The 16,596-nt window shown below is 40.5% G+C and carries 32 protein-coding genes and 1 pseudogene; 4 read left to right on the top strand and 29 right to left on the bottom strand.

The window, feature by feature from the left end:
- Positions 1-350: 350 nt before the first annotated feature.
- From rplQ to rpsJ, 29 genes are all read right to left on the bottom strand, one after another.
- Positions 351-737, bottom strand: a complete 387-nt coding sequence (gene rplQ, locus ACPC58_RS10315) for a 50S ribosomal protein L17 (RefSeq protein WP_000331493.1) — start codon at positions 735-737, stop codon at positions 351-353.
- A gap of 14 nt (positions 738-751) precedes the next feature.
- Entirely contained in the window at positions 752-1,690 is a 939-nt protein-coding gene (locus ACPC58_RS10310; protein ID WP_217374361.1) for a DNA-directed RNA polymerase subunit alpha, read from the bottom strand.
- Positions 1,691-1,734: 44 nt separating this feature from the next.
- Positions 1,735-2,118: a 30S ribosomal protein S11 gene (gene rpsK, locus ACPC58_RS10305; protein WP_004195509.1), complete on the bottom strand. Its 384-nt coding sequence runs from the start codon at positions 2,116-2,118 to the stop codon at positions 1,735-1,737.
- A 17-nt stretch (positions 2,119-2,135) separates the two neighbouring features.
- A complete protein-coding gene (gene rpsM, locus ACPC58_RS10300; protein WP_002936622.1) occupies positions 2,136-2,501 on the bottom strand; it encodes a 30S ribosomal protein S13 in 366 nt (121 codons plus the stop codon).
- A gap of 19 nt (positions 2,502-2,520) precedes the next feature.
- Positions 2,521-2,637: a 50S ribosomal protein L36 gene (gene rpmJ, locus ACPC58_RS10295; RefSeq protein ID WP_001808836.1), complete on the bottom strand. Its 117-nt coding sequence runs from the start codon at positions 2,635-2,637 to the stop codon at positions 2,521-2,523.
- Between the two features lie 24 nt (positions 2,638-2,661).
- Complete coding sequence (gene infA / locus ACPC58_RS10290; protein ID WP_002936627.1) at positions 2,662-2,880, bottom strand: translation initiation factor IF-1; 219 nt, start codon at positions 2,878-2,880, stop codon at positions 2,662-2,664.
- A 122-nt stretch (positions 2,881-3,002) separates the two neighbouring features.
- Complete coding sequence (locus tag ACPC58_RS10285) at positions 3,003-3,644, bottom strand: adenylate kinase (protein WP_130554797.1); 642 nt, start codon at positions 3,642-3,644, stop codon at positions 3,003-3,005.
- Positions 3,645-3,737: 93 nt separating this feature from the next.
- The gene (secY, locus tag ACPC58_RS10280; protein WP_434065944.1) at positions 3,738-5,048 is read right to left on the bottom strand and encodes a preprotein translocase subunit SecY; all 1,311 of its coding nucleotides are present in this window, start codon (positions 5,046-5,048) and stop codon (positions 3,738-3,740) included.
- A gap of 13 nt (positions 5,049-5,061) precedes the next feature.
- Positions 5,062-5,502 carry a 50S ribosomal protein L15 gene (gene rplO / locus ACPC58_RS10275; protein WP_217374362.1) on the bottom strand — a complete coding sequence of 147 codons (441 nt, stop codon included), beginning with the start codon at positions 5,500-5,502 and terminating at the stop codon, positions 5,062-5,064.
- 129 nt (positions 5,503-5,631) lie between these two features.
- Positions 5,632-5,814, bottom strand: a complete 183-nt coding sequence (gene rpmD, locus ACPC58_RS10270) for a 50S ribosomal protein L30 (RefSeq protein WP_171989233.1) — start codon at positions 5,812-5,814, stop codon at positions 5,632-5,634.
- Between the two features lie 14 nt (positions 5,815-5,828).
- Positions 5,829-6,323, bottom strand: a complete 495-nt coding sequence (gene rpsE / locus ACPC58_RS10265; RefSeq protein WP_024391473.1) for a 30S ribosomal protein S5 — start codon at positions 6,321-6,323, stop codon at positions 5,829-5,831.
- Between the two features lie 18 nt (positions 6,324-6,341).
- A complete protein-coding gene (gene rplR, locus ACPC58_RS10260; protein WP_002936641.1) occupies positions 6,342-6,698 on the bottom strand; it encodes a 50S ribosomal protein L18 in 357 nt (118 codons plus the stop codon).
- An 88-nt stretch (positions 6,699-6,786) separates the two neighbouring features.
- Positions 6,787-7,323 (bottom strand): 50S ribosomal protein L6, encoded by a 537-nt coding sequence (gene rplF, locus ACPC58_RS10255; protein ID WP_217374363.1) that lies wholly within the window; start codon positions 7,321-7,323, stop codon positions 6,787-6,789.
- A gap of 357 nt (positions 7,324-7,680) precedes the next feature.
- Entirely contained in the window at positions 7,681-8,079 is a 399-nt protein-coding gene (gene rpsH / locus ACPC58_RS10250) for a 30S ribosomal protein S8 (protein WP_217374364.1), read from the bottom strand.
- Between the two features lie 226 nt (positions 8,080-8,305).
- Positions 8,306-8,491 (bottom strand): type Z 30S ribosomal protein S14, encoded by a 186-nt coding sequence (locus tag ACPC58_RS10245; protein ID WP_002936651.1) that lies wholly within the window; start codon positions 8,489-8,491, stop codon positions 8,306-8,308.
- Positions 8,492-8,505: 14 nt separating this feature from the next.
- Positions 8,506-9,048: a 50S ribosomal protein L5 gene (gene rplE / locus ACPC58_RS10240; RefSeq protein ID WP_171989236.1), complete on the bottom strand. Its 543-nt coding sequence runs from the start codon at positions 9,046-9,048 to the stop codon at positions 8,506-8,508.
- Positions 9,049-9,071: 23 nt separating this feature from the next.
- Positions 9,072-9,377 carry a 50S ribosomal protein L24 gene (gene rplX, locus ACPC58_RS10235; protein WP_024391476.1) on the bottom strand — a complete coding sequence of 102 codons (306 nt, stop codon included), beginning with the start codon at positions 9,375-9,377 and terminating at the stop codon, positions 9,072-9,074.
- Between the two features lie 92 nt (positions 9,378-9,469).
- Positions 9,470-9,838, bottom strand: a complete 369-nt coding sequence (gene rplN, locus ACPC58_RS10230; protein WP_002936658.1) for a 50S ribosomal protein L14 — start codon at positions 9,836-9,838, stop codon at positions 9,470-9,472.
- 24 nt (positions 9,839-9,862) lie between these two features.
- Complete coding sequence (gene rpsQ, locus ACPC58_RS10225) at positions 9,863-10,123, bottom strand: 30S ribosomal protein S17 (protein ID WP_217374365.1); 261 nt, start codon at positions 10,121-10,123, stop codon at positions 9,863-9,865.
- Positions 10,124-10,146: 23 nt separating this feature from the next.
- Complete coding sequence (gene rpmC, locus ACPC58_RS10220) at positions 10,147-10,353, bottom strand: 50S ribosomal protein L29 (protein WP_002936659.1); 207 nt, start codon at positions 10,351-10,353, stop codon at positions 10,147-10,149.
- A gap of 9 nt (positions 10,354-10,362) precedes the next feature.
- On the bottom strand, positions 10,363-10,776 hold the full coding sequence (rplP, locus tag ACPC58_RS10215) for a 50S ribosomal protein L16 (protein WP_217374366.1): 414 nt from the start codon (positions 10,774-10,776) through the stop codon (positions 10,363-10,365).
- 3 nt (positions 10,777-10,779) lie between these two features.
- A complete protein-coding gene (gene rpsC / locus ACPC58_RS10210; RefSeq protein WP_024391478.1) occupies positions 10,780-11,433 on the bottom strand; it encodes a 30S ribosomal protein S3 in 654 nt (217 codons plus the stop codon).
- A gap of 12 nt (positions 11,434-11,445) precedes the next feature.
- Entirely contained in the window at positions 11,446-11,790 is a 345-nt protein-coding gene (gene rplV / locus ACPC58_RS10205; RefSeq protein ID WP_023369052.1) for a 50S ribosomal protein L22, read from the bottom strand.
- Positions 11,791-11,807: 17 nt separating this feature from the next.
- Positions 11,808-12,089: a 30S ribosomal protein S19 gene (rpsS, locus tag ACPC58_RS10200; protein ID WP_217374367.1), complete on the bottom strand. Its 282-nt coding sequence runs from the start codon at positions 12,087-12,089 to the stop codon at positions 11,808-11,810.
- 101 nt (positions 12,090-12,190) lie between these two features.
- Positions 12,191-13,024, bottom strand: coding sequence for a 50S ribosomal protein L2 (gene rplB, locus ACPC58_RS10195; protein WP_024391479.1), 834 nt, complete (start codon positions 13,022-13,024; stop codon positions 12,191-12,193).
- 17 nt (positions 13,025-13,041) lie between these two features.
- Complete coding sequence (locus ACPC58_RS10190) at positions 13,042-13,341, bottom strand: 50S ribosomal protein L23 (protein ID WP_024379978.1); 300 nt, start codon at positions 13,339-13,341, stop codon at positions 13,042-13,044.
- Positions 13,341-13,964 (bottom strand): 50S ribosomal protein L4, encoded by a 624-nt coding sequence (gene rplD / locus ACPC58_RS10185; RefSeq protein WP_105126490.1) that lies wholly within the window; start codon positions 13,962-13,964, stop codon positions 13,341-13,343. Before rplD ends, ACPC58_RS10190 begins: the two co-directional genes overlap by 1 nt.
- Positions 13,965-13,988: 24 nt before the next feature.
- On the bottom strand, positions 13,989-14,615 hold the full coding sequence (gene rplC / locus ACPC58_RS10180; protein ID WP_011921686.1) for a 50S ribosomal protein L3: 627 nt from the start codon (positions 14,613-14,615) through the stop codon (positions 13,989-13,991).
- Between the two features lie 214 nt (positions 14,616-14,829).
- Positions 14,830-15,138 carry a 30S ribosomal protein S10 gene (gene rpsJ / locus ACPC58_RS10175; RefSeq protein WP_024391481.1) on the bottom strand — a complete coding sequence of 103 codons (309 nt, stop codon included), beginning with the start codon at positions 15,136-15,138 and terminating at the stop codon, positions 14,830-14,832.
- Between the two features lie 429 nt (positions 15,139-15,567).
- Here rpsJ and ACPC58_RS10170 point away from each other — a divergent pair, with 429 nt between their 5' ends.
- The 4 genes and pseudogenes from ACPC58_RS10170 to ACPC58_RS10155 all read left to right on the top strand — a co-directional run.
- Complete coding sequence (locus tag ACPC58_RS10170; protein ID WP_217374368.1) at positions 15,568-15,753, top strand: hypothetical protein; 186 nt, start codon at positions 15,568-15,570, stop codon at positions 15,751-15,753.
- On the top strand, positions 15,734-15,970 hold the full coding sequence (gene tnpB / locus ACPC58_RS10165) for an IS66 family insertion sequence element accessory protein TnpB (RefSeq protein ID WP_434065943.1): 237 nt from the start codon (positions 15,734-15,736) through the stop codon (positions 15,968-15,970). The genes ACPC58_RS10170 and tnpB overlap by 20 nt, the downstream gene beginning before the upstream one ends.
- 167 nt (positions 15,971-16,137) lie before the next feature.
- Positions 16,138-16,344 (top strand): transposase, encoded by a 207-nt coding sequence (locus ACPC58_RS10160; RefSeq protein WP_274504375.1) that lies wholly within the window; start codon positions 16,138-16,140, stop codon positions 16,342-16,344.
- Positions 16,298-16,596, top strand: a pseudogene (locus tag ACPC58_RS10155) (IS66 family transposase zinc-finger binding domain-containing protein); the annotation flags it as partial. The gene ACPC58_RS10160 and the pseudogene ACPC58_RS10155, both read left to right, overlap by 47 nt.

The following is a 16,596-nucleotide window of genomic DNA, read 5'->3' as shown; positions in this document are numbered from 1 at the left end:
TGCATTGAACAGTGAAAAGGGCTGGGGAGAGCCCTTTTCAGCTTATCTCCTAAAAACAAGAAAGAGATAAAGAAAGATAGGACGAAGTTCGTCCTCTCTAGGTGTTAGCTTTTCATCTACCCACTACAGTTGACAAAGAGCCGCTTTTCATCTACCCACTACAGTTGACAAAGAGCCTAGAAAGAAAAACGCCTGCTTACGAAATTATTCTACTTTAGAATAATTTCGTAAACAAGCGTCCAATCAATATGATGAGTGTTACCGCCGAGACAGGCTCGGCGGTAGACCAGAGCTAGACTAAGAACCCACATGGAATTCCATCATCATAACACTCAACAAAATTGATGATCTTATACAAGTTCGATAATTGCCATTGGGGCAGCATCGCCACGACGTGGTTCAGTTTTTAGAATACGAGTGTATCCACCGTTGCGTTCAGCATAACGAGGTGCGATTTCTGAGAACAATTTTTGAAGTGCAGTTGTAGAAGTATACTTATCTGTTGCTTCATCATAGTTTTCAGATGCAATTTCATTACGAACAAATGCAGCAGCTTGACGACGAGCGTGCAAGTCACCACGTTTACCAAGTGTGATCATTTTTTCAACTGTTTTACGGATTTCTTTAGCACGAGCTTCAGTTGTAACAATTGATTCGTTGATCAAAAGGTCAGTTGTCAAATCGCGCAACATTGCTTTACGTTGTGAGCTAGTGCGTCCTAGTTTACGGTATGCCATGATTTCCTCCTATATTATTTATCTTTTTTCAATCCTAGACCAAGATCTGCCAATTTAACTTTGACTTCTTCAAGACTCTTACGGCCAAGATTGCGCACTTTCATCATTTCTGGTTCAGTCTTCTCTGTCAAATCAAATACAGTGTTGATACCTGCACGTTTAAGACAGTTATATGAGCGAACAGAAAGGTCCAATTCCTCAATCGTACGATCAAGCATGCGATCATCCGATGCAGTCTCTGTTTCTTTCATCACATCTGCTGACTTTGCAACTTCAGTCAAATCTGTAAATAGACCAAGGTGTTCCATCAAAATACGTGCAGAAAGACCTAGAGCATCTTCTGGAATAATAGTACCATTAGTACTGATTTCAAGTGTTAATTTGTCAAAACCATCGTTGCTACCAACACGGGCTGGTTCAACTTGATAATTGACTTTTTTTACTGGCGTATAGATAGAATCTACAGCAAGTGTACCTACTGGCGCGTCATCTTTTTTATTACCTTCTGCAGGGACATAACCACGACCTGAATTGACTGTCAAAATCGCTTTAAATGTTTTACCTTCAGCAATGGTAAATAGATAATGGTCAGGGTTTACAATTTCTATGTCACTATCTGTAAGAATGTCACCTGCTGTCACTTCAGCTGGACCTACTACATCAAGTTCAATTTTCTTTTCGTCTTCGACATAAGATTTTACAGCAATGCCTTTGATGTTAAGAATGATTTGCATAACATCTTCACGGACACCCGGAACTGTGTCGAATTCGTGGAGTACACCATCAATTTTAATTGATGTAATTGCAGCACCTGGGAGTGATGCAAGAAGTACACGACGAAGAGAGTTACCAAGAGTTGTACCGTAACCACGTTCTAATGGCTCGATTACAAATCTGCCGTAATCTTTATTTTCATCAATTTTTGTTATTGTTGGTTTTTCAAACTCAATCATTTCTTACTCCCTCTTAAACGAAAAGCTGTGTATGGTATGTATGATTATACACGGCGACGTTTTGGAGGACGAGCACCATTGTGTGGTACAGGAGTCACATCACGAATTGCTGTTACTTCAAGACCAGCGGCAGCAAGAGCGCGGATAGCAGACTCACGACCTGAACCTGGGCCTTTAACGGTAACTTCAACTGTTTTTAGACCGTGTTCTTGTGCAGATTTAGCAGCTGCTTCTGAAGCCATTTGGGCTGCGAATGGTGTAGATTTACGTGAACCTTTAAAACCAAGAGCACCAGCTGATGACCAAGCAATAGCGTTACCATGCACATCAGTAATCATAACAATTGTGTTATTAAATGTAGCGTGAATATGTGCAATACCGGATTCGATATTCTTTTTCACACGACGTTTACGTGTTGGTTTAGCCAATTTTTCTACCTCCTATATTATTTTTTCTTACCTGCAATCGCAACGGCTTTACCTTTACGAGTACGAGCATTGTTTTTAGTGTTTTGTCCACGGACAGGAAGTCCACGACGGTGACGGATTCCACGGTATGAACCGATTTCCATCAAACGTTTAATGTTCAAGTTAACTTCACGACGGAGGTCACCTTCAACTTTGATTGCATCAACTTCACGACGAATAGCATCTTCTTGATCTGATGTCAAATCTTTCACGCGTACATCTTCTGAAATGCCTGCAGCTGCAAGAATTTTTTTAGATGTTGCAAGACCGATACCATAAACATAAGTCAATGAAATAACTACACGTTTGTCATTTGGAATGTCAACTCCAGCAATACGAGCCATGTTTTCTCCTTTCTATTTCTTAACCTTGACGTTGCTTGTGTTTAGGGTTTGCTGGGCAAATTACCATAACACGACCATTACGACGAATAACTTTGCAGTATTCGCAAATTGGTTTGACCGATGGTCTTACTTTCATGTTTAATCCCTCCAAGTATTTCGACTATTTAAAGCGGTATGTGATACGTCCACGTGTCAAGTCGTAAGGACTAAGCTCAACAGTTACGCGGTCACCGACCAAAATACGAATGTAGTTTTTACGGATTTTACCAGAAACAGTTGCAAGGACTTGGTGTCCGTTTTCCAACTCAACAGTAAACATAGCATTTGGCATTGTATCGACTACTTTGCCTTCAATTTCAATCACATCTTCTTTTGCCATGCAAAAGTAACCCCTCTCTAAATATCGATTTGATGTCCTCTGAACAACAGAGGTAACAATTATAAGTCAGACTAGGCTATTTTATCATCTTTGCAAGAAAAACGCAAGCCAAATCCATTAGATTATTGCAATTTTGATAATACAGTATCAATTGCTTGGAAAACAAGTTCGATGTCTTGATCGCCTTCAATATCATGTACCAAACCTTTTGCACGATAATGGTCGATAATCGGCTGACCTTGGGCAATGTTTACTTCTAAACGGCGCTTAACAGACTCTGGTTTGTCATCTTCACGTTGATAAAAATCTTCTTCCTTATAGTCTCCAACAGGTGGGTTGAATACTTTATGGAACGTTTCCCCAGTTTCTTTATGAATGATACGTCCACTGAGACGTTCTACAAGTTTAGAAGGATCAATTTCAATATTGATGACTCCCTGCAGCTCAATATCTAACTCATCTAGGTTTGTATCAAGCGCATATGCTTGTTCAATTGTTCGTGGGTATCCATCTAATAAGAAACCTTTTTCTTTGATATCATTCTGAGCTAAACGCTCTTTCACAATACCATTTGTAACCTCATCAGGCACAAGTTCGCCTTTGTCAATATATGACTTAGCTAATTTGCCCATTTCAGTTTGATTAGCTATTGCTGCGCGAAACATGTCGCCAGTTGAAATGTGAGCAACATTATATTTCTCAACAATCTTAGCTGCTTGTGTTCCTTTACCAGCACCTGGTAAACCCATAATTAAAAGATTCATGACAAACTCCTTATTTTGTTTTCACATAAGTTTGCCAATATTGACAAACTTATCTAAAAACAAAATAGAAGGTTGACGAGGTCAACCTGTATTCTATTCTGTAATTTCTAAGAAACCTACATATTTTCTCTTAAGAAGGTAGCCTTCCAATTGCTTGATTCCTTCAATACTTGTAGAGATAACAATGATCAAACTTGTACCTAGGAATGCAATATTTGAAGAAAGTCCAAAGAGATTTTGTGCAATAATCGGCAACAAAGCAACAAAACTCAAGAATAAAGCACCAACTGTTGCCAATCTTGTTAGAAGCTTAGACAGATATTGCTCAGTCCCGTTACCAGGTCGAACCCCATGGATATATGCTGCGCTCTTTTGAAGGCTTTCAGCAGTTTTTTCTGGATTGACTTGAACAAAGGTATAGAAGAATGTGAAAACAATAATCAATCCGGCATATACCAGCATTCCTTTTACCGTTGAATAATCAAAATATTCCTGAACAGTCAATAACCAACCTGCACTCTGATTCTGACTTGCAAAGTATTGAATAAGAGATGTAGGTACTGCTGTAATTGAACCAGCAAAAATCACGGGAATAACACCTGCTGGATTTAATTTCAATGGTAAGTAAGAACTAGATGGTGCTCCTTGAGCTCTTTTTGTATATTGGATTGGCAATTTGTATTCTGCTTGTTGTACAAATGTCGTGAAGTAAACGACTAATAAAATTAATACAACCAAGATTGCTACAAAGATAGCTGATTCTCCCAATCGACTAGATTCAATATTGACAAAACGATCAATATAAATCTCGTGAAACGTTCCTGGTAGGGAAGATATAATCCCTGCGAAGATAATCATGGACGTACCATTTCCATACCCTTTTTCTGTAATCTGCTCACCCAACCAAGTTACAATGGCTGAACCAGTTGTCAAAATAGAACCGATTAAAAGGTACATTTGCCAATTCAAAGGCATATTTGTCAGTTGTACACCCGAAAGCGCATTAAAACCTGCAGTAATACCAATAGATTGGACAAAAGCTAATCCCAAAGAGATATAACGCGTTGCTTGATTCAGTTTGCGACGGCCCACTTCACCTTGCTTACCCCATTCAACAAATTTTGGAAGGATATCCATTTGTAAAAGTTGAACAATAATCGAAGCAGTGATATATGGACTAACCCCTAGTGCAAAAACTGAAAAATTACGCATTGCGTTTCCTGAAACCAAGCTCAACATATTTAAAAACGGTACATTTGAGAGGGCTTCAAGACTCTTGGCGTTAATACCTGGAACTGTAATGTGAGTTCCAACTCGGAAGACAAAAAGGATGAAGATAGTGAACAATATTTTGTTACGTACTAATCTAACCTTTACGGCGTCTTTTAAAAGTTTTAAAAACATAGGTTGGCACCTCTTAGATGACTTCTACTGACCCACCTTTAGAAGTGATTGCTTCTTCAGCTGATTTAGAGAATTTAGCAGCTTTAACTGTCAATTTCTTCGTTAATTCACCGTTACCAAGAATTTTAATTCCTGATTTTTCAGCTTTAACGATTCCAGTTTCGATAAGTACAACTGGTGTTACTTCTGCACCATCTTCAAAAGCGTTCAATTGATCAAGGTTAACGATTGCATATTCTTTAGCGTTGATGTTTGTAAAGCCACGTTTTGGAATTCTACGGAACAATGGAGTTTGTCCACCTTCAAAACCTAGGCGAACACCACCACCGCTACGAGCCTTTTGACCTTTTTGACCACGGCCAGATGTTTTACCGTTACCTGATGATGTACCACGACCTACACGGTTGCGTACTTTACGTGAACCTGTAGCAGGTTGTAATTCATGAAGTTTCATTATTATTTTCTCCTCTTTTATATGCTAGCGCCTGTGAAGTACAAGAGTCTTCATTCACAAACTCGCCTTATGTAAAAATGGACTAGAAGCCGCAAAGATTCTTCTATGCGACTTAGCCTATTTGTATGATTACTTAACTTCTTCAACAGTTACCAAGTGAGAGATAGCATTAACCATTCCAAGAATAGCTACGTTATCTTCCTTAACAACTGAAGAGTTCAATTTACCAAGTCCAAGTGCAACAACTGTTTTACGTTGCTCTGGTTTGCGACCGATTGGAGACTTAGTCAAAGTAATTTTAATTTGAGCCATTAGTATCTCCTTTCTTATGCTAAATCAGAAACTGAGATGCCACGAAGTGCAGCCACTTCTTCAGCACGTTTCAATTGTTTCAAACCTTCAACAGTTGCACGAACGATGTTGATTGGTGTGTTTGAACCAAGTGACTTAGAAGTCACATCTGCGATACCTGCCAATTCGATTACGGCACGAGTTGCACCACCGGCAGCAACCCCAGAACCTTCAGCAGCAGGTTTCAACAATACACGAGCTCCGCCAAATTCTGAACGAACTTCGTGAGGGATTGTTGTACCAACCATTGGTACTTCAATCATGTTTTTCTTAGCAGATTCAACTGCTTTACGGATAGCTTCTGGTACTTCTTGAGCTTTACCAGTACCGAAACCTACGCGACCGTTACGGTCACCAACAACCACAAGAGCTGCGAAACGAAGACGACGTCCACCTTTAACAACTTTTGTAACACGGTTGATGGCTACTACGCGTTCTTCAATTTCAACTGCGTTATCTTTGAATGCCATTTCTTAGTGTCCTCCCTATTAGAATTTCAATCCGTTTTCACGAGCTGATTCAGCCAAAGCTTTCACACGTCCGTGATAGAGATATCCACCGCGGTCAAAGACCACTTCAGAAATACCTTTAGCTACCGCGCGTTCAGCAACGAGTTTACCTACAACAACAGCTTGTTCTGTCTTAGTACCTTTTGAAACTTCTTTATCAAGAGTAGAAGCGCTTGCGAGCGTTACACCCGCTACGTCATCAATCACTTGAGCGTAGATGCCTGTATTAGAACGGAAAATGTTCAAACGTGGGCGAGCAGCAGTTCCAGAGATTTTACCGCGAACGCGACGATGGCGTTTTTGGCGGATTTTGTTTTTATCTGGTTTTGAAATCACAATATTCACCTCTTAATGTATGATTCTGTTTCTTTCGAAACAATTTGAGAAATAGTCAGCCAGGTGGCATAGCCACCTCAGCAACTTATTATTTACCTGTTTTACCTTCTTTGCGGCGAACGAATTCACCAACATAACGAATACCTTTACCTTTGTATGGCTCAGGAGCGCGAAGGCTACGGATGTAAGCTGCTGTTTGACCAACAACTTCTTTGTTGATACCAGACACGACGATTTGTGTTGGTGTCGGAACTTCAAATGTAATACCTTCTGGTGCAACCACTTCATCTGGATGTGATTTACCAACAGCAAGTGTCAATTTGTTACCAGCTAATTGCGCACGATAACCGACACCACGCATTTCAAGTTCTTTTTTGAAGCCTTCAGAAACACCAACAACCATGTTATTGAGGTTGGCACGGCTAGTACCGTGAATAGTCTTCATTTCTTTTGAATCGTTTGGACGGTGAAGAGTTACTTCTGTACCTTCCACACGGATTTCAATAGCAGCCGGGAATTCACGAGTCAATTCCCCTTTAGGTCCTTTTACAGTTACCACACCGTTGTCTTGAGTAAGCTCAACACCAGCAGGCAATGTAATAATTTTATTACCAATACGTGACATGTTTTTTATTTCTCCTGTTAAATTATCAAGCCGTCAAGCGACTAGTTTTCACGGGGGCTCATGCTACAGAGGGCGTAAAAAAGTCAAAGTAAAAATAGGAACCCTAACTCAGAAGCCTAAGCTTCGAGGAAGGATTGTCTTTTTTACAGACTTTAGCCCGTGTGCGAATGAGCAGGATTCATGATTGCACTTGAGAAGCAATCATGCTATTTGGTTTTATGATACATTTAAATCAGATTGTTAGATTTTAACCCGAGCTATGACCTGTGTGAAAAAGATAAATCAAACTTGAATGTAAGCATTCTTCGTTTGATTTCCTATTTTCACTTGGGTCACTACGCTCTTGGTATCATCCAATTACCAAACGTATGCAAGAACCTCACCACCAGCGTTCTTTTGACGAGCTTCTTTGTCAGTCAAAAGACCTTCTGATGTTGAGATGATTGCAATACCAAGTCCGTTAAGAACTTTAGGAATATCTTCATGTTTTGAGTAAACACGAAGACCTGGTTTTGAAACACGTTTCAAGTTAGTAATAACTTTTTCACCGTTTTGTCCGTATTTCAAGAATACGCGGATGATGCCTTGCTTGTCATCTTCGATAAATTCAACGTTTTTTACAAAACCTTCGTTTTTAAGGATTGTAGCAATACCTTTTTTGATGTTTGATGCAGGTACTTCAAGCACTTCGTGTTTTGCTTGGTTAGCATTACGAATACGTGTCAAAAAATCTGCAATTGGGTCAGTCATAACCATTTGTTGTTTCTCCTCTTACTAGCAGTTTGATTAAATCACTTACTAGTTAATTCATGATACAAAGAGCGCTAAAATCCAAATTGACAAGCAAACTTTGTATCGAGTTTATTTAGACACTTGAGTTAGAGCTACAACCTTAGCAAAGAAGATAGATTTTCCTAGAAGGAAACTTCATCGTCAAATCTCCTATCTTTGCGCTGGTTGCTAACCGCTCTCATATCTTATTTTACCAAGAAGCTTTCGTTACACCCGGAATCTGTCCAAGGTAAGCCAAGTCGCGGAAGCATACACGGCAAAGTTTGAATTTGCGGTAAACTGAGTGTGGACGTCCACATTTTTCACAGCGTGTGTAGGCTTGAGTTGAGAACTTAGCTGGGCGTTTGTTCTTAGCGATCATTGATTTTTTAGCCATTTATTCTCTCCCTCTTATTTTGCAAATGGCATACCAAGGCCAGTAAGCAATGCACGTGATTCTTCGTCAGTGTTAGCAGTTGTAACGATAACGATATCCAAACCGCGAGTTTTATCAACATCGTCGAAGTTGATTTCTGGGAAGATCAATTGCTCTTTCACACCAAGTGTGAAGTTACCACGTCCGTCGAATGACTTAGTTGGTACTCCGTGGAAGTCACGTACTCGTGGGAGTGAAACTGAAACCAATTTATCCAAGAATTCATACATACGTTCGCCACGAAGAGTTACTTTCGCACCGATTGCAACACCCTCACGAAGACGGAAGCCGGCGATTGATTTCTTAGCTTTAGTGATAAGTGGTTTTTGACCTGAAATCAAAGCCAACTCTTGAGCAGCTTTTTCAAGGTTTTTAGCGTTAGAAACAGCGTCACCAACACCCATGTTCAAAACGATCTTATCAACTTTTGGTACAGCCATAACTGAAGAATAGTTAAATTGTTCAGTCAAGGCAGGAACTACTTCTTTAAGATATTTTTCTTTTAAACGATTTGCCATTATACTTCTCCTTTCCTTCGTGATTAATCAAGCACTTCGCCTGATTTTTTATTGTAACGAACTTTTTTGCCGTCTACAAATTTATAACCAACGCGTCCAGCAACACCATTTTTGTCAAGAACTTGAACGTTTGACACATGGATTGGAGCTTCTTTTTCAACGATAGCACCTTGAGGGTTTTCGTTGTTTGGTTTTTGGTGTTTCTTAACGATGTTAACACCTTCAACAATCACTTTGTTAACTTTTGGAAGTGCTGTTACGACAACTGCTTCAACGCCTTTGTCTTTACCAGCGATTACGCGAACTTTGTCGCCTTTTTTTACAAACATTTGATTTCTCCTATAATTTCTTACGCCCTAATGGGCACCCTGGTTAGTTAGTTAGTTAGTTAACCAGGGGACTTAGTTTGTTAGATTTTAAATTAAAGTACTTCTGGTGCCAATGAAACGATTTTCATGAAACCGCCATCACGCAATTCGCGTGCCACTGGGCCAAAGATACGAGTTCCGCGAGGGTTTTTGTCTTCACGGATGATAACTGCAGCATTCTCATCGAATTTGATATATGAACCATCAGCACGACGAGCACCTGTCTTAGTACGAACGATAACGGCTTTAACAACGTCACCTTTTTTAACCGCACCACCAGGAGTAGCTTGTTTTACTGAAGCAACGATGATGTCGCCGATGTTCGCGAATTTACGTCCTGAACCACCAAGAACTTTGATTGTCAAGATTTCACGTGCGCCACTGTTGTCAGCAACTTTCAAACGGGTTTCTGTTTGAATCATGTCAATTTTCTCCTTTCAGGTTGATTAAATGATAACTGCCTCTTCCACAATTTCTACAAGACGGAAACGTTTTGTAGCTGAAAGTGGGCGAGTTTCCATGATACGAACGATATCGCCTTCTTTAGCAACATTGTTTTCATCATGAGCTTTGTACTTTTTAGAGTAGTTAATACGTTTACCATAGACTGGGTGGTTACGTTTAGTTTCAACTACAACTGTGATTGTTTTGTCCATTTTGTCAGATACTACGCGTCCAACAAGAACTTTACGATTATTGCGTTCCATTGAAATTCTCCTTTCCCAATCTATTATTTAGTTTCAGATTGCACAGTTTTGATACGTGCAATTTGTTTCTTCACTTCGTTCAAACGAGCAGTTTGCTCAAGTTGACCAGCAGCAGCTTGAAAACGAAGTTCGAAGAGTTCTTTCTTCAATTCGTTTTCTTTCTTAGCAAGTTCTTCTTGAGAAAGGCCACGAAGTTCTTTTACAAAATCTTTAATTTCTTGAAGTTTCATGTCTTCTCCTTATTCTGCTTCACGTTTTACGAATTTAACTTTAACTGGCAATTTGTGACCAGCAAGGCGGAATGCTTCGCGTGCGACTTCTTCAGAAACGCCAGCAATTTCAAACATAACCTTACCGCGTTTAACTGGAGCTACCCAACCTTCAGGAGCACCTTTACCAGAACCCATACGTACACCGATAGCTTTAGCAGTGTATGATTTGTGTGGGAAGATTTTAATCCAAACTTTACCACCACGTTTCATGTAACGCGTCAGAGCGATACGGGCAGCTTCGATTTGGCGGTTTGTAATCCATGAGCTAGTTGTTGCTTGAAGACCGTATTGACCAAAGTCTACTTGTTTTCCACCTTTAGCTTCACCGCGCATTTTTCCACGGAATTCACGACGGTGTTTTACACGTTTAGGTACTAACATTTGTTATTTACCTCCTTTAGTGTTTTTACGAGCTGGAAGAACTTCTCCACGGTAAATCCAAACTTTAACACCTAGTTTACCGTAAGTTGTCAAAGCTTCTTCCCAAGCATAGTCGATATCCGCACGAAGTGTATGAAGAGGAACTGTTCCTTCTGAATAGCCTTCTGCACGGGCAATATCAGCACCGTTCAAACGACCAGAAACTTGTGTTTTGATACCTTTTGCACCAGCGCGCATTGTGCGTTGGATAGCTTGTTTTTGAGCACGACGGAAAGCCACACGTTGTTCCAATTGACGAGCAATTGACTCACCAACAAGGTGTGCATCCAAATCAGGCTGTTTGATTTCGATGATGTTGATGTGTACTTGTTTACCAGTCAATTTGTTCAATTGAGCACGAAGCGCATCAACGTTGCTACCAGCTTTACCGATAACCATACCTGGTTTTGCAGTGTGGATAGAAACGATTACTTTGTTTACAGCACGTTCGATTTCGATTGTTGACGTTGACGCATCAGCCAATTCTTTTTTGATAAAGTTGCGGATTGCAAGATCTTCATGAAGGTAATCCGCGTATTCTTTTTCAGCATACCATTTAGCATCCCAATCACGGATGATGCCAACACGCATACCAATTGGATGTACTTTTTGACCCACGTTTTTACCTCCTTATTTCTCTGCCACAACTACAGTGATGTGAGCTGTGCGTTTGTTGATTGGTGAAGCTGAACCTTTCGCACGAGGACGGAAACGTTTCAACGTTGGTCCTTCGTTTGCGAATGCTTCGCTGACTACCAAGTTAGCTTTTTCCAAACCAAAGTTGTTTTCAGCGTTAGCGATTGCTGAGTTTAAAACTCCTTCGATAATGCTTGCAGCTTTGTTTGGTGTGAATTTCAAGATTGCGATTGCGTCTGCTACACTTTTGCCACGGATGTTATCCAAGACAAGACGTGATTTACGAGGTGAAACACGTACTGTGCGAGCAGTTGCTTTAGCTGAAGTGATTTCTGCCATTGTGTTTTCCTCCTAAATTATTTACGACGAGTTTTCTTGTCGTCAGCAGCATGACCTTTGTAAGTACGAGTTGGTGCGAATTCACCAAGTTTGTGACCTACCATGTCTTCTTGAATGTATACAGGTACGTGTTTACGACCATCGTAAACTGCAATTGTATAACCGATGAAACTTGGGAAAATCGTTGAACGACGTGACCAAGTTTTAATTACTTTTTTCTTTTCGTCATTTGCTTGAGCTTCAACTTTTTTTATCAAATGCTCATCGACGAAAGGTCCTTTTTTAAGACTACGTCCCATTATAGTTTTTTCTCCTTTAAAATATGTACCACAGCGGCTTGCCCGCAATGCGGGCTACCGAGTTGGCGGATGATATAGCATACTAAGCAACTAAGTATAAATTACTTTTGGTTGCGACGACGAACGATAAGTTTGTCTGATTTAGCTTTCTTGTTACGAGTTTTCAAACCAAGAGCTGGTTTACCCCATGGAGTAGATGGTGCTTTACGACCAACTGGCGCTTTACCTTCACCACCACCGTGTGGGTGATCGTTAGGGTTCATTACAGAACCGCGAACTGTTGGACGGATACCTTTCCAACGGCTACGACCTGCTTTACCAAGGTTTACTAGGCCATGTTGTTCGTTACCTACAGTACCAACAGTAGCACGGCAAGTACCAAGGATCATACGAACTTCACCTGATTGAAGGCGAACAAGAACGTATTTACCTTCTTGACCAAGAACCTGTGCAGATGCACCAGCAGCACGAACTAACTCACCACCGCGACCTGGTTTCAACTCGATGTTGTGAACAACAGTACCGACTGGGATGTTTGCAAGTGGAAGTGCATTACCAACTTTGATATCCGCTTCTGGACCTGAAACGATGCGTTGACCAACTTCAAGACCTTTAGGAGCGATGATGTATGCTTTCACACCGTCTGTGTAGTGTACAAGAGCGATGTTTGCTGAGCGGTTTGGATCGTATTCAATTGTTTTAACAACTGCTTCAACGCCATCTTTGTTACGTTTGAAGTCTACCAAACGGTAGAAACGTTTGTGACCGCCACCTTGGTGACGAACTGTGATGCGACCATTGTTGTTACGACCAGCTTTGTTTTTCAATGCAACAAGCAAGCTTTTTTCTGGAGTGCTTGTCGTGATTTCAGCGAAGTCCAAAGAAGTCATGTTACGACGGCCATTTGTCGTTGGTTTATAAACTTTAATACCCACGTTAATTCCTCCTTTGATTATTCAGCGTCAGCTGTAGCGAACAATTCGATCGCTTTTGAATCAGCAGTCAATGTGATGATTGCTTTTTTTACTTTGTTTGTGCGACCTACATAACGACCTACACGTTTTGTTTTAGGTTTCACGTTGATTGTGTTAACATTTGCAACTTTAACACCTTCAAATGCAGCTTCAACAGCTTGTTTGATCAGGAGTTTGTGTGCACGAGTGTCAACTTCAAATACATACTTGCCTGCTTCGAGTTGGCCCATTGAGCTTTCTGTGATGACAGGTTTTTTGATAACATCATACAAATTCATTATGCAAGAACCTCCTCAATTTTAGAGATAGCTGCTTGAGTTACAAGAAGTTTGTCTGCATTTGCGATGTCAAGTACGCTTGCAGTAGTTGCAGTTGCAACTTTCACTCCTGGGATGTTACGAGCAGAAAGAGCTGCGAATTCGTTGCCTTCTTCAAAAATAACAAGGACTTTAGAATCAATGCTCAATGCTGCAAGCACTTTTGCAAATTCAGCAGTTTTTGGAGCTGTGAATTCAAGTGAGTTAACAGCTACAAATTTGTTTTCGGCAACTTTCTGTGAGTAAACAGATTTAAGTGCCAAGCGACGAACTTTTTGTGGAAGTTTGTACGCATATGAACGTGGAGTTGGTCCGAAGACTACGCCACCACCACGCCATTGTGGTGAACGGATAGAACCTTGACGAGCACGTCCAGTTCCTTTTTGACGCCATGGTTTGCGTCCGCCGCCTGAAACTGCTGAGCGGTTTTTAACTGCGTGAGTACCTTGACGAAGGCTAGCACGTTGGCTGATGATCACATCAAATACAACTGCTTGGTTTGGCTCGATACCAAAGATTGCATCGTTAAGAACTACTTCACCAGCTTGTTTACCAGTTTGGTCAAATAATGTTACGTTTGCCATTTCGACTGATTTCCCCTTTCCTTATTATTTACCAGCTTTAACTGCTGATTTGATAGTGATAAGAGATTTCTTAGCACCTGGTACGTTACCTTTGATAAGGATAACATTCTTTTCCGGAACAACTTGTACAACTTCAAGGTTTTGGATTGTTACACGGTTGCCACCCATGCGACCTGCAAGATTTTTACCTTTAAATACACGGTTAGGTGCAACAGGACCCATAGAACCTGGACGACGGTGGTAACGAGAACCGTGAGCCATAGGACCACGTGATTGACCATGGCGTTTGATAACACCTTGGAAACCTTTACCTTTAGATGTACCAGTTACATCAACAACATCACCAGCTGCGAAAGTTTCAACTGTAATTTCTTGTCCAACTTCCAAGCCTTCAATGTTTTTGAATTCACGAATGAAGCGCTTAGGAGCAGTGTTAGCTTTAGCTACATGGCCTTTGGCAGGTTTGTTGCTCAATACTTCACGTTTGTCATCAAAACCAACTTGAACTGCTGCATAACCGTCAGTTTCAACTGTTTTCACTTGAAGAACAACGTTTGGAGTTGCTTCGATGACAGTAACAGGGATAAATTCACCTGATTCAGTGAAGATTTGAGTCATTCCCACTTTTTTCCCTAAGATTCCTTTTGTCATGAGAAAAATATTCCTTTTCTTATTTTATAGTTAAAAAGTTTTTAACGAGCGTTTTTCATGCTCAAATCAAGATAAAAAGAGCATCAAACTCAAAGTGAAAATAGGAAAATCTGACGCCGACTCAACGAGCCTAGGCGATTTTATCTTTTTCACACGGAGTTTAGCCCGTGTTCAATTACTAAATGAACACTTGCTTTTTTGCCTCACCGCTTGATTACAATTTAATTTCTACGTTCACACCACTTGGAAGATCCAATTTCATCAATGCATCAACTGTTTTTTGAGTTGGGTTAATGATATCTACCAAACGTTTGTGTGTACGCATTTCGAACTGCTCACGAGAGTCTTTATACTTGTGAGTCGCACGGATGATTGTGTAGAGGCTACGTTCTGTTGGAAGCGGAACTGGACCTGCTACTTGAGCACCTGTACGTGTTGCAGTTTCAACGATTTTTGCAGCTGCTGTATCAAGTGTACGGTGTTCGTACGCTTTCAAGCGGATGCGGATTTTTTTGTTTGCCATCTTTTCTCCTTTTCGTCTATTTAGAATAATAGGCTAGCTCCGCAAGAAAACCAACACGTGTTGCGTGGCAATGCAACCGAGCGTGTCGCAACCTCTTGCATCAAAGCTATAGCCGTGAATTTTACGGCACTAGAACAGTCTACCAAATTATCGGAAACAATGCAAGAAGTTTTGCTTTTTATTTTAAAAAAAATAGTTTATTCAATTTCCTCTCAGATTTCGAACATACTGACAAACCGAGCTATAGTTGATGAATTAGCTTTCAGATATAAAACGGATACTCAATGAAAATCAACAGCAACCTAGAAAACGAAACCGATGATAGAACAGTAAGTTCATCAAGGCAAGTTGTAAGCGTCCCATAACAAGGTACCTATCCAATCATTCACTGCTTCAGTATACTGTAATAAAAAAACTGGAGGATTTTTTATGTCACAACCCATCGTCCCATTGACTGTTACCAAATTACGACGTTTTGAAAAGAAAAGCAGAAATGAGATCCTGATGAAGATTCGTCTCGAAAAAGTAGAACTCATTTTCTTCCACTCTATCAGCCAAGAGGTATTGGAAACAATCTTGGTTAAGGTACTGTTCTATGACAATCCGGATCAGTGATTTAGGTCAATTCTACTTGGTTTGCGGGAAAACGGATATGCGACAAGGGATTGATTCTCTCGCCTACTTTGTCAAAAGTCAGTTCAACCTGGATCTCTTCTCTGTCCAGGTCTATCTCTTTTGTGGAGGGCGAAAAGACCGATTCAAGGCTCTTTACTGGGACGGACAAGGATTTTGGTTATTGTATAAACGTTTTGAGAATGGAAAATTGACCTGACCAAACAATGAAGAGGAGGTTAAAGCCCTCACTTCCGAGCAGGTGGACTGGCTCATGAAAGGATTTTCTATCATTCCAAAAATAAATGTTTCAAAAAGCCATGATTTCTATTGAAATCATGGCTTTTCTTTGTGCATAATGAGATAAAAAGAAGGAGGCTCGATCGCATGGATGAGTTATTGGCAATTATTAAACAACAGTCCTCAACGATTGAACAACTTACCAACGAGTTGACCATCCTTCGTGAACAGGTTGAGTATCTGAGACAGAAACTCTACGGAAAATCATCAGATAAGGTAGTGTATCAACCCGGTCAGCTGAGCTTGTTTGGGGAGGAGAGTCTCCCTGAAGAAGAAGCTGACTTACCCAGTTGAAACAGAAACGATTACCTATAAACTAAACGCCAGAAAACTAAAGGAGTTCGTCAGGCTATTTTTAGTCAGTTCACTCCAGAGATTGTTCATCACAAATTGCAGGGCGAAAATTGTGCCTGTCCAGACTGTCATGGACAGTTGAAAGAGATTGGTTCTACTGTTCAACGACAAGAATTGGTCTTCATTCCCGCACAATTAAAGCGTATTGACCATGTTCAACACGCATACAAGTGTCAGGCATGTAGTCAGAAG

This window comes from Streptococcus sp. VTCC 12905 (genome assembly GCF_049893385.1).
Classification (GTDB): Bacteria; Bacillota; Bacilli; order Lactobacillales; family Streptococcaceae; genus Streptococcus; species Streptococcus suis_AA.
The sequence above is the reverse complement of the archived record's forward strand: the minus strand, read 5'-3'. Positions and strand labels throughout refer to the sequence as shown.

Coding starts and splice junctions, on each gene's coding strand:
- rpsE (WP_024391473.1), bottom strand. CDS start 6,323: ATGGCATTCAAAGATAACGCAGTTGAAATTGAAGAACGCGTAGTAGCC.
- ACPC58_RS10245 (WP_002936651.1), bottom strand. CDS start 8,491: ATGGCTAAAAAATCAATGATCGCTAAGAACAAACGCCCAGCTAAGTTC.
- ACPC58_RS10285 (WP_130554797.1), bottom strand. CDS start 3,644: ATGAATCTTTTAATTATGGGTTTACCAGGTGCTGGTAAAGGAACACAA.
- rpsM (WP_002936622.1), bottom strand. CDS start 2,501: ATGGCTCGTATTGCTGGAGTTGACATTCCAAATGACAAACGTGTAGTT.
- ACPC58_RS10310 (WP_217374361.1), bottom strand. CDS start 1,690: ATGATTGAGTTTGAAAAACCAACAATAACAAAAATTGATGAAAATAAA.
- rplV (WP_023369052.1), bottom strand. CDS start 11,790: ATGGCAGAAATCACTTCAGCTAAAGCAACTGCTCGCACAGTACGTGTT.
- ACPC58_RS10190 (WP_024379978.1), bottom strand. CDS start 13,341: ATGAATTTGTATGATGTTATCAAAAAACCTGTCATCACAGAAAGCTCA.
- rpsH (WP_217374364.1), bottom strand. CDS start 8,079: ATGGTTATGACTGACCCAATTGCAGATTTTTTGACACGTATTCGTAAT.
- rplX (WP_024391476.1), bottom strand. CDS start 9,377: ATGTTTGTAAAAAAAGGCGACAAAGTTCGCGTAATCGCTGGTAAAGAC.
- rpsS (WP_217374367.1), bottom strand. CDS start 12,089: ATGGGACGTAGTCTTAAAAAAGGACCTTTCGTCGATGAGCATTTGATA.
- rpmC (WP_002936659.1), bottom strand. CDS start 10,353: ATGAAACTTCAAGAAATTAAAGATTTTGTAAAAGAACTTCGTGGCCTT.
- rplF (WP_217374363.1), bottom strand. CDS start 7,323: ATGTCACGTATTGGTAATAAAATTATTACATTGCCTGCTGGTGTTGAG.
- ACPC58_RS10160 (WP_274504375.1), top strand. CDS start 16,138: ATGGATGAGTTATTGGCAATTATTAAACAACAGTCCTCAACGATTGAA.
- secY (WP_434065944.1), bottom strand. CDS start 5,048: ATGTTTTTAAAACTTTTAAAAGACGCCGTAAAGGTTAGATTAGTACGT.
- ACPC58_RS10170 (WP_217374368.1), top strand. CDS start 15,568: ATGTCACAACCCATCGTCCCATTGACTGTTACCAAATTACGACGTTTT.
- tnpB (WP_434065943.1), top strand. CDS start 15,734: ATGACAATCCGGATCAGTGATTTAGGTCAATTCTACTTGGTTTGCGGG.
- rpsQ (WP_217374365.1), bottom strand. CDS start 10,123: ATGGAACGCAATAATCGTAAAGTTCTTGTTGGACGCGTAGTATCTGAC.
- rpsJ (WP_024391481.1), bottom strand. CDS start 15,138: ATGGCAAACAAAAAAATCCGCATCCGCTTGAAAGCGTACGAACACCGT.
- rplN (WP_002936658.1), bottom strand. CDS start 9,838: ATGATTCAAACAGAAACCCGTTTGAAAGTTGCTGACAACAGTGGCGCA.
- rplC (WP_011921686.1), bottom strand. CDS start 14,615: ATGACAAAAGGAATCTTAGGGAAAAAAGTGGGAATGACTCAAATCTTC.
- rplE (WP_171989236.1), bottom strand. CDS start 9,048: ATGGCAAATCGTTTAAAAGAAAAATATCTTAAAGAAGTAGTTCCTGCC.
- rpmJ (WP_001808836.1), bottom strand. CDS start 2,637: ATGAAAGTAAGACCATCGGTCAAACCAATTTGCGAATACTGCAAAGTT.
- rplD (WP_105126490.1), bottom strand. CDS start 13,964: ATGGCAAACGTAACATTATTTGACCAAACTGGTAAACAAGCTGGTGAA.
- rpmD (WP_171989233.1), bottom strand. CDS start 5,814: ATGGCTCAAATTAAAATTACTTTGACTAAGTCTCCAATCGGTCGCAAA.
- infA (WP_002936627.1), bottom strand. CDS start 2,880: ATGGCAAAAGAAGATGTGATTGAAATTGAAGGCAAAGTAGTCGATACA.
- rplP (WP_217374366.1), bottom strand. CDS start 10,776: ATGTTAGTACCTAAACGTGTAAAACACCGTCGTGAATTCCGTGGAAAA.
- rplQ (WP_000331493.1), bottom strand. CDS start 737: ATGGCATACCGTAAACTAGGACGCACTAGCTCACAACGTAAAGCAATG.
- rplO (WP_217374362.1), bottom strand. CDS start 5,502: ATGAAACTTCATGAATTACAACCTGCTACAGGTTCACGTAAAGTACGC.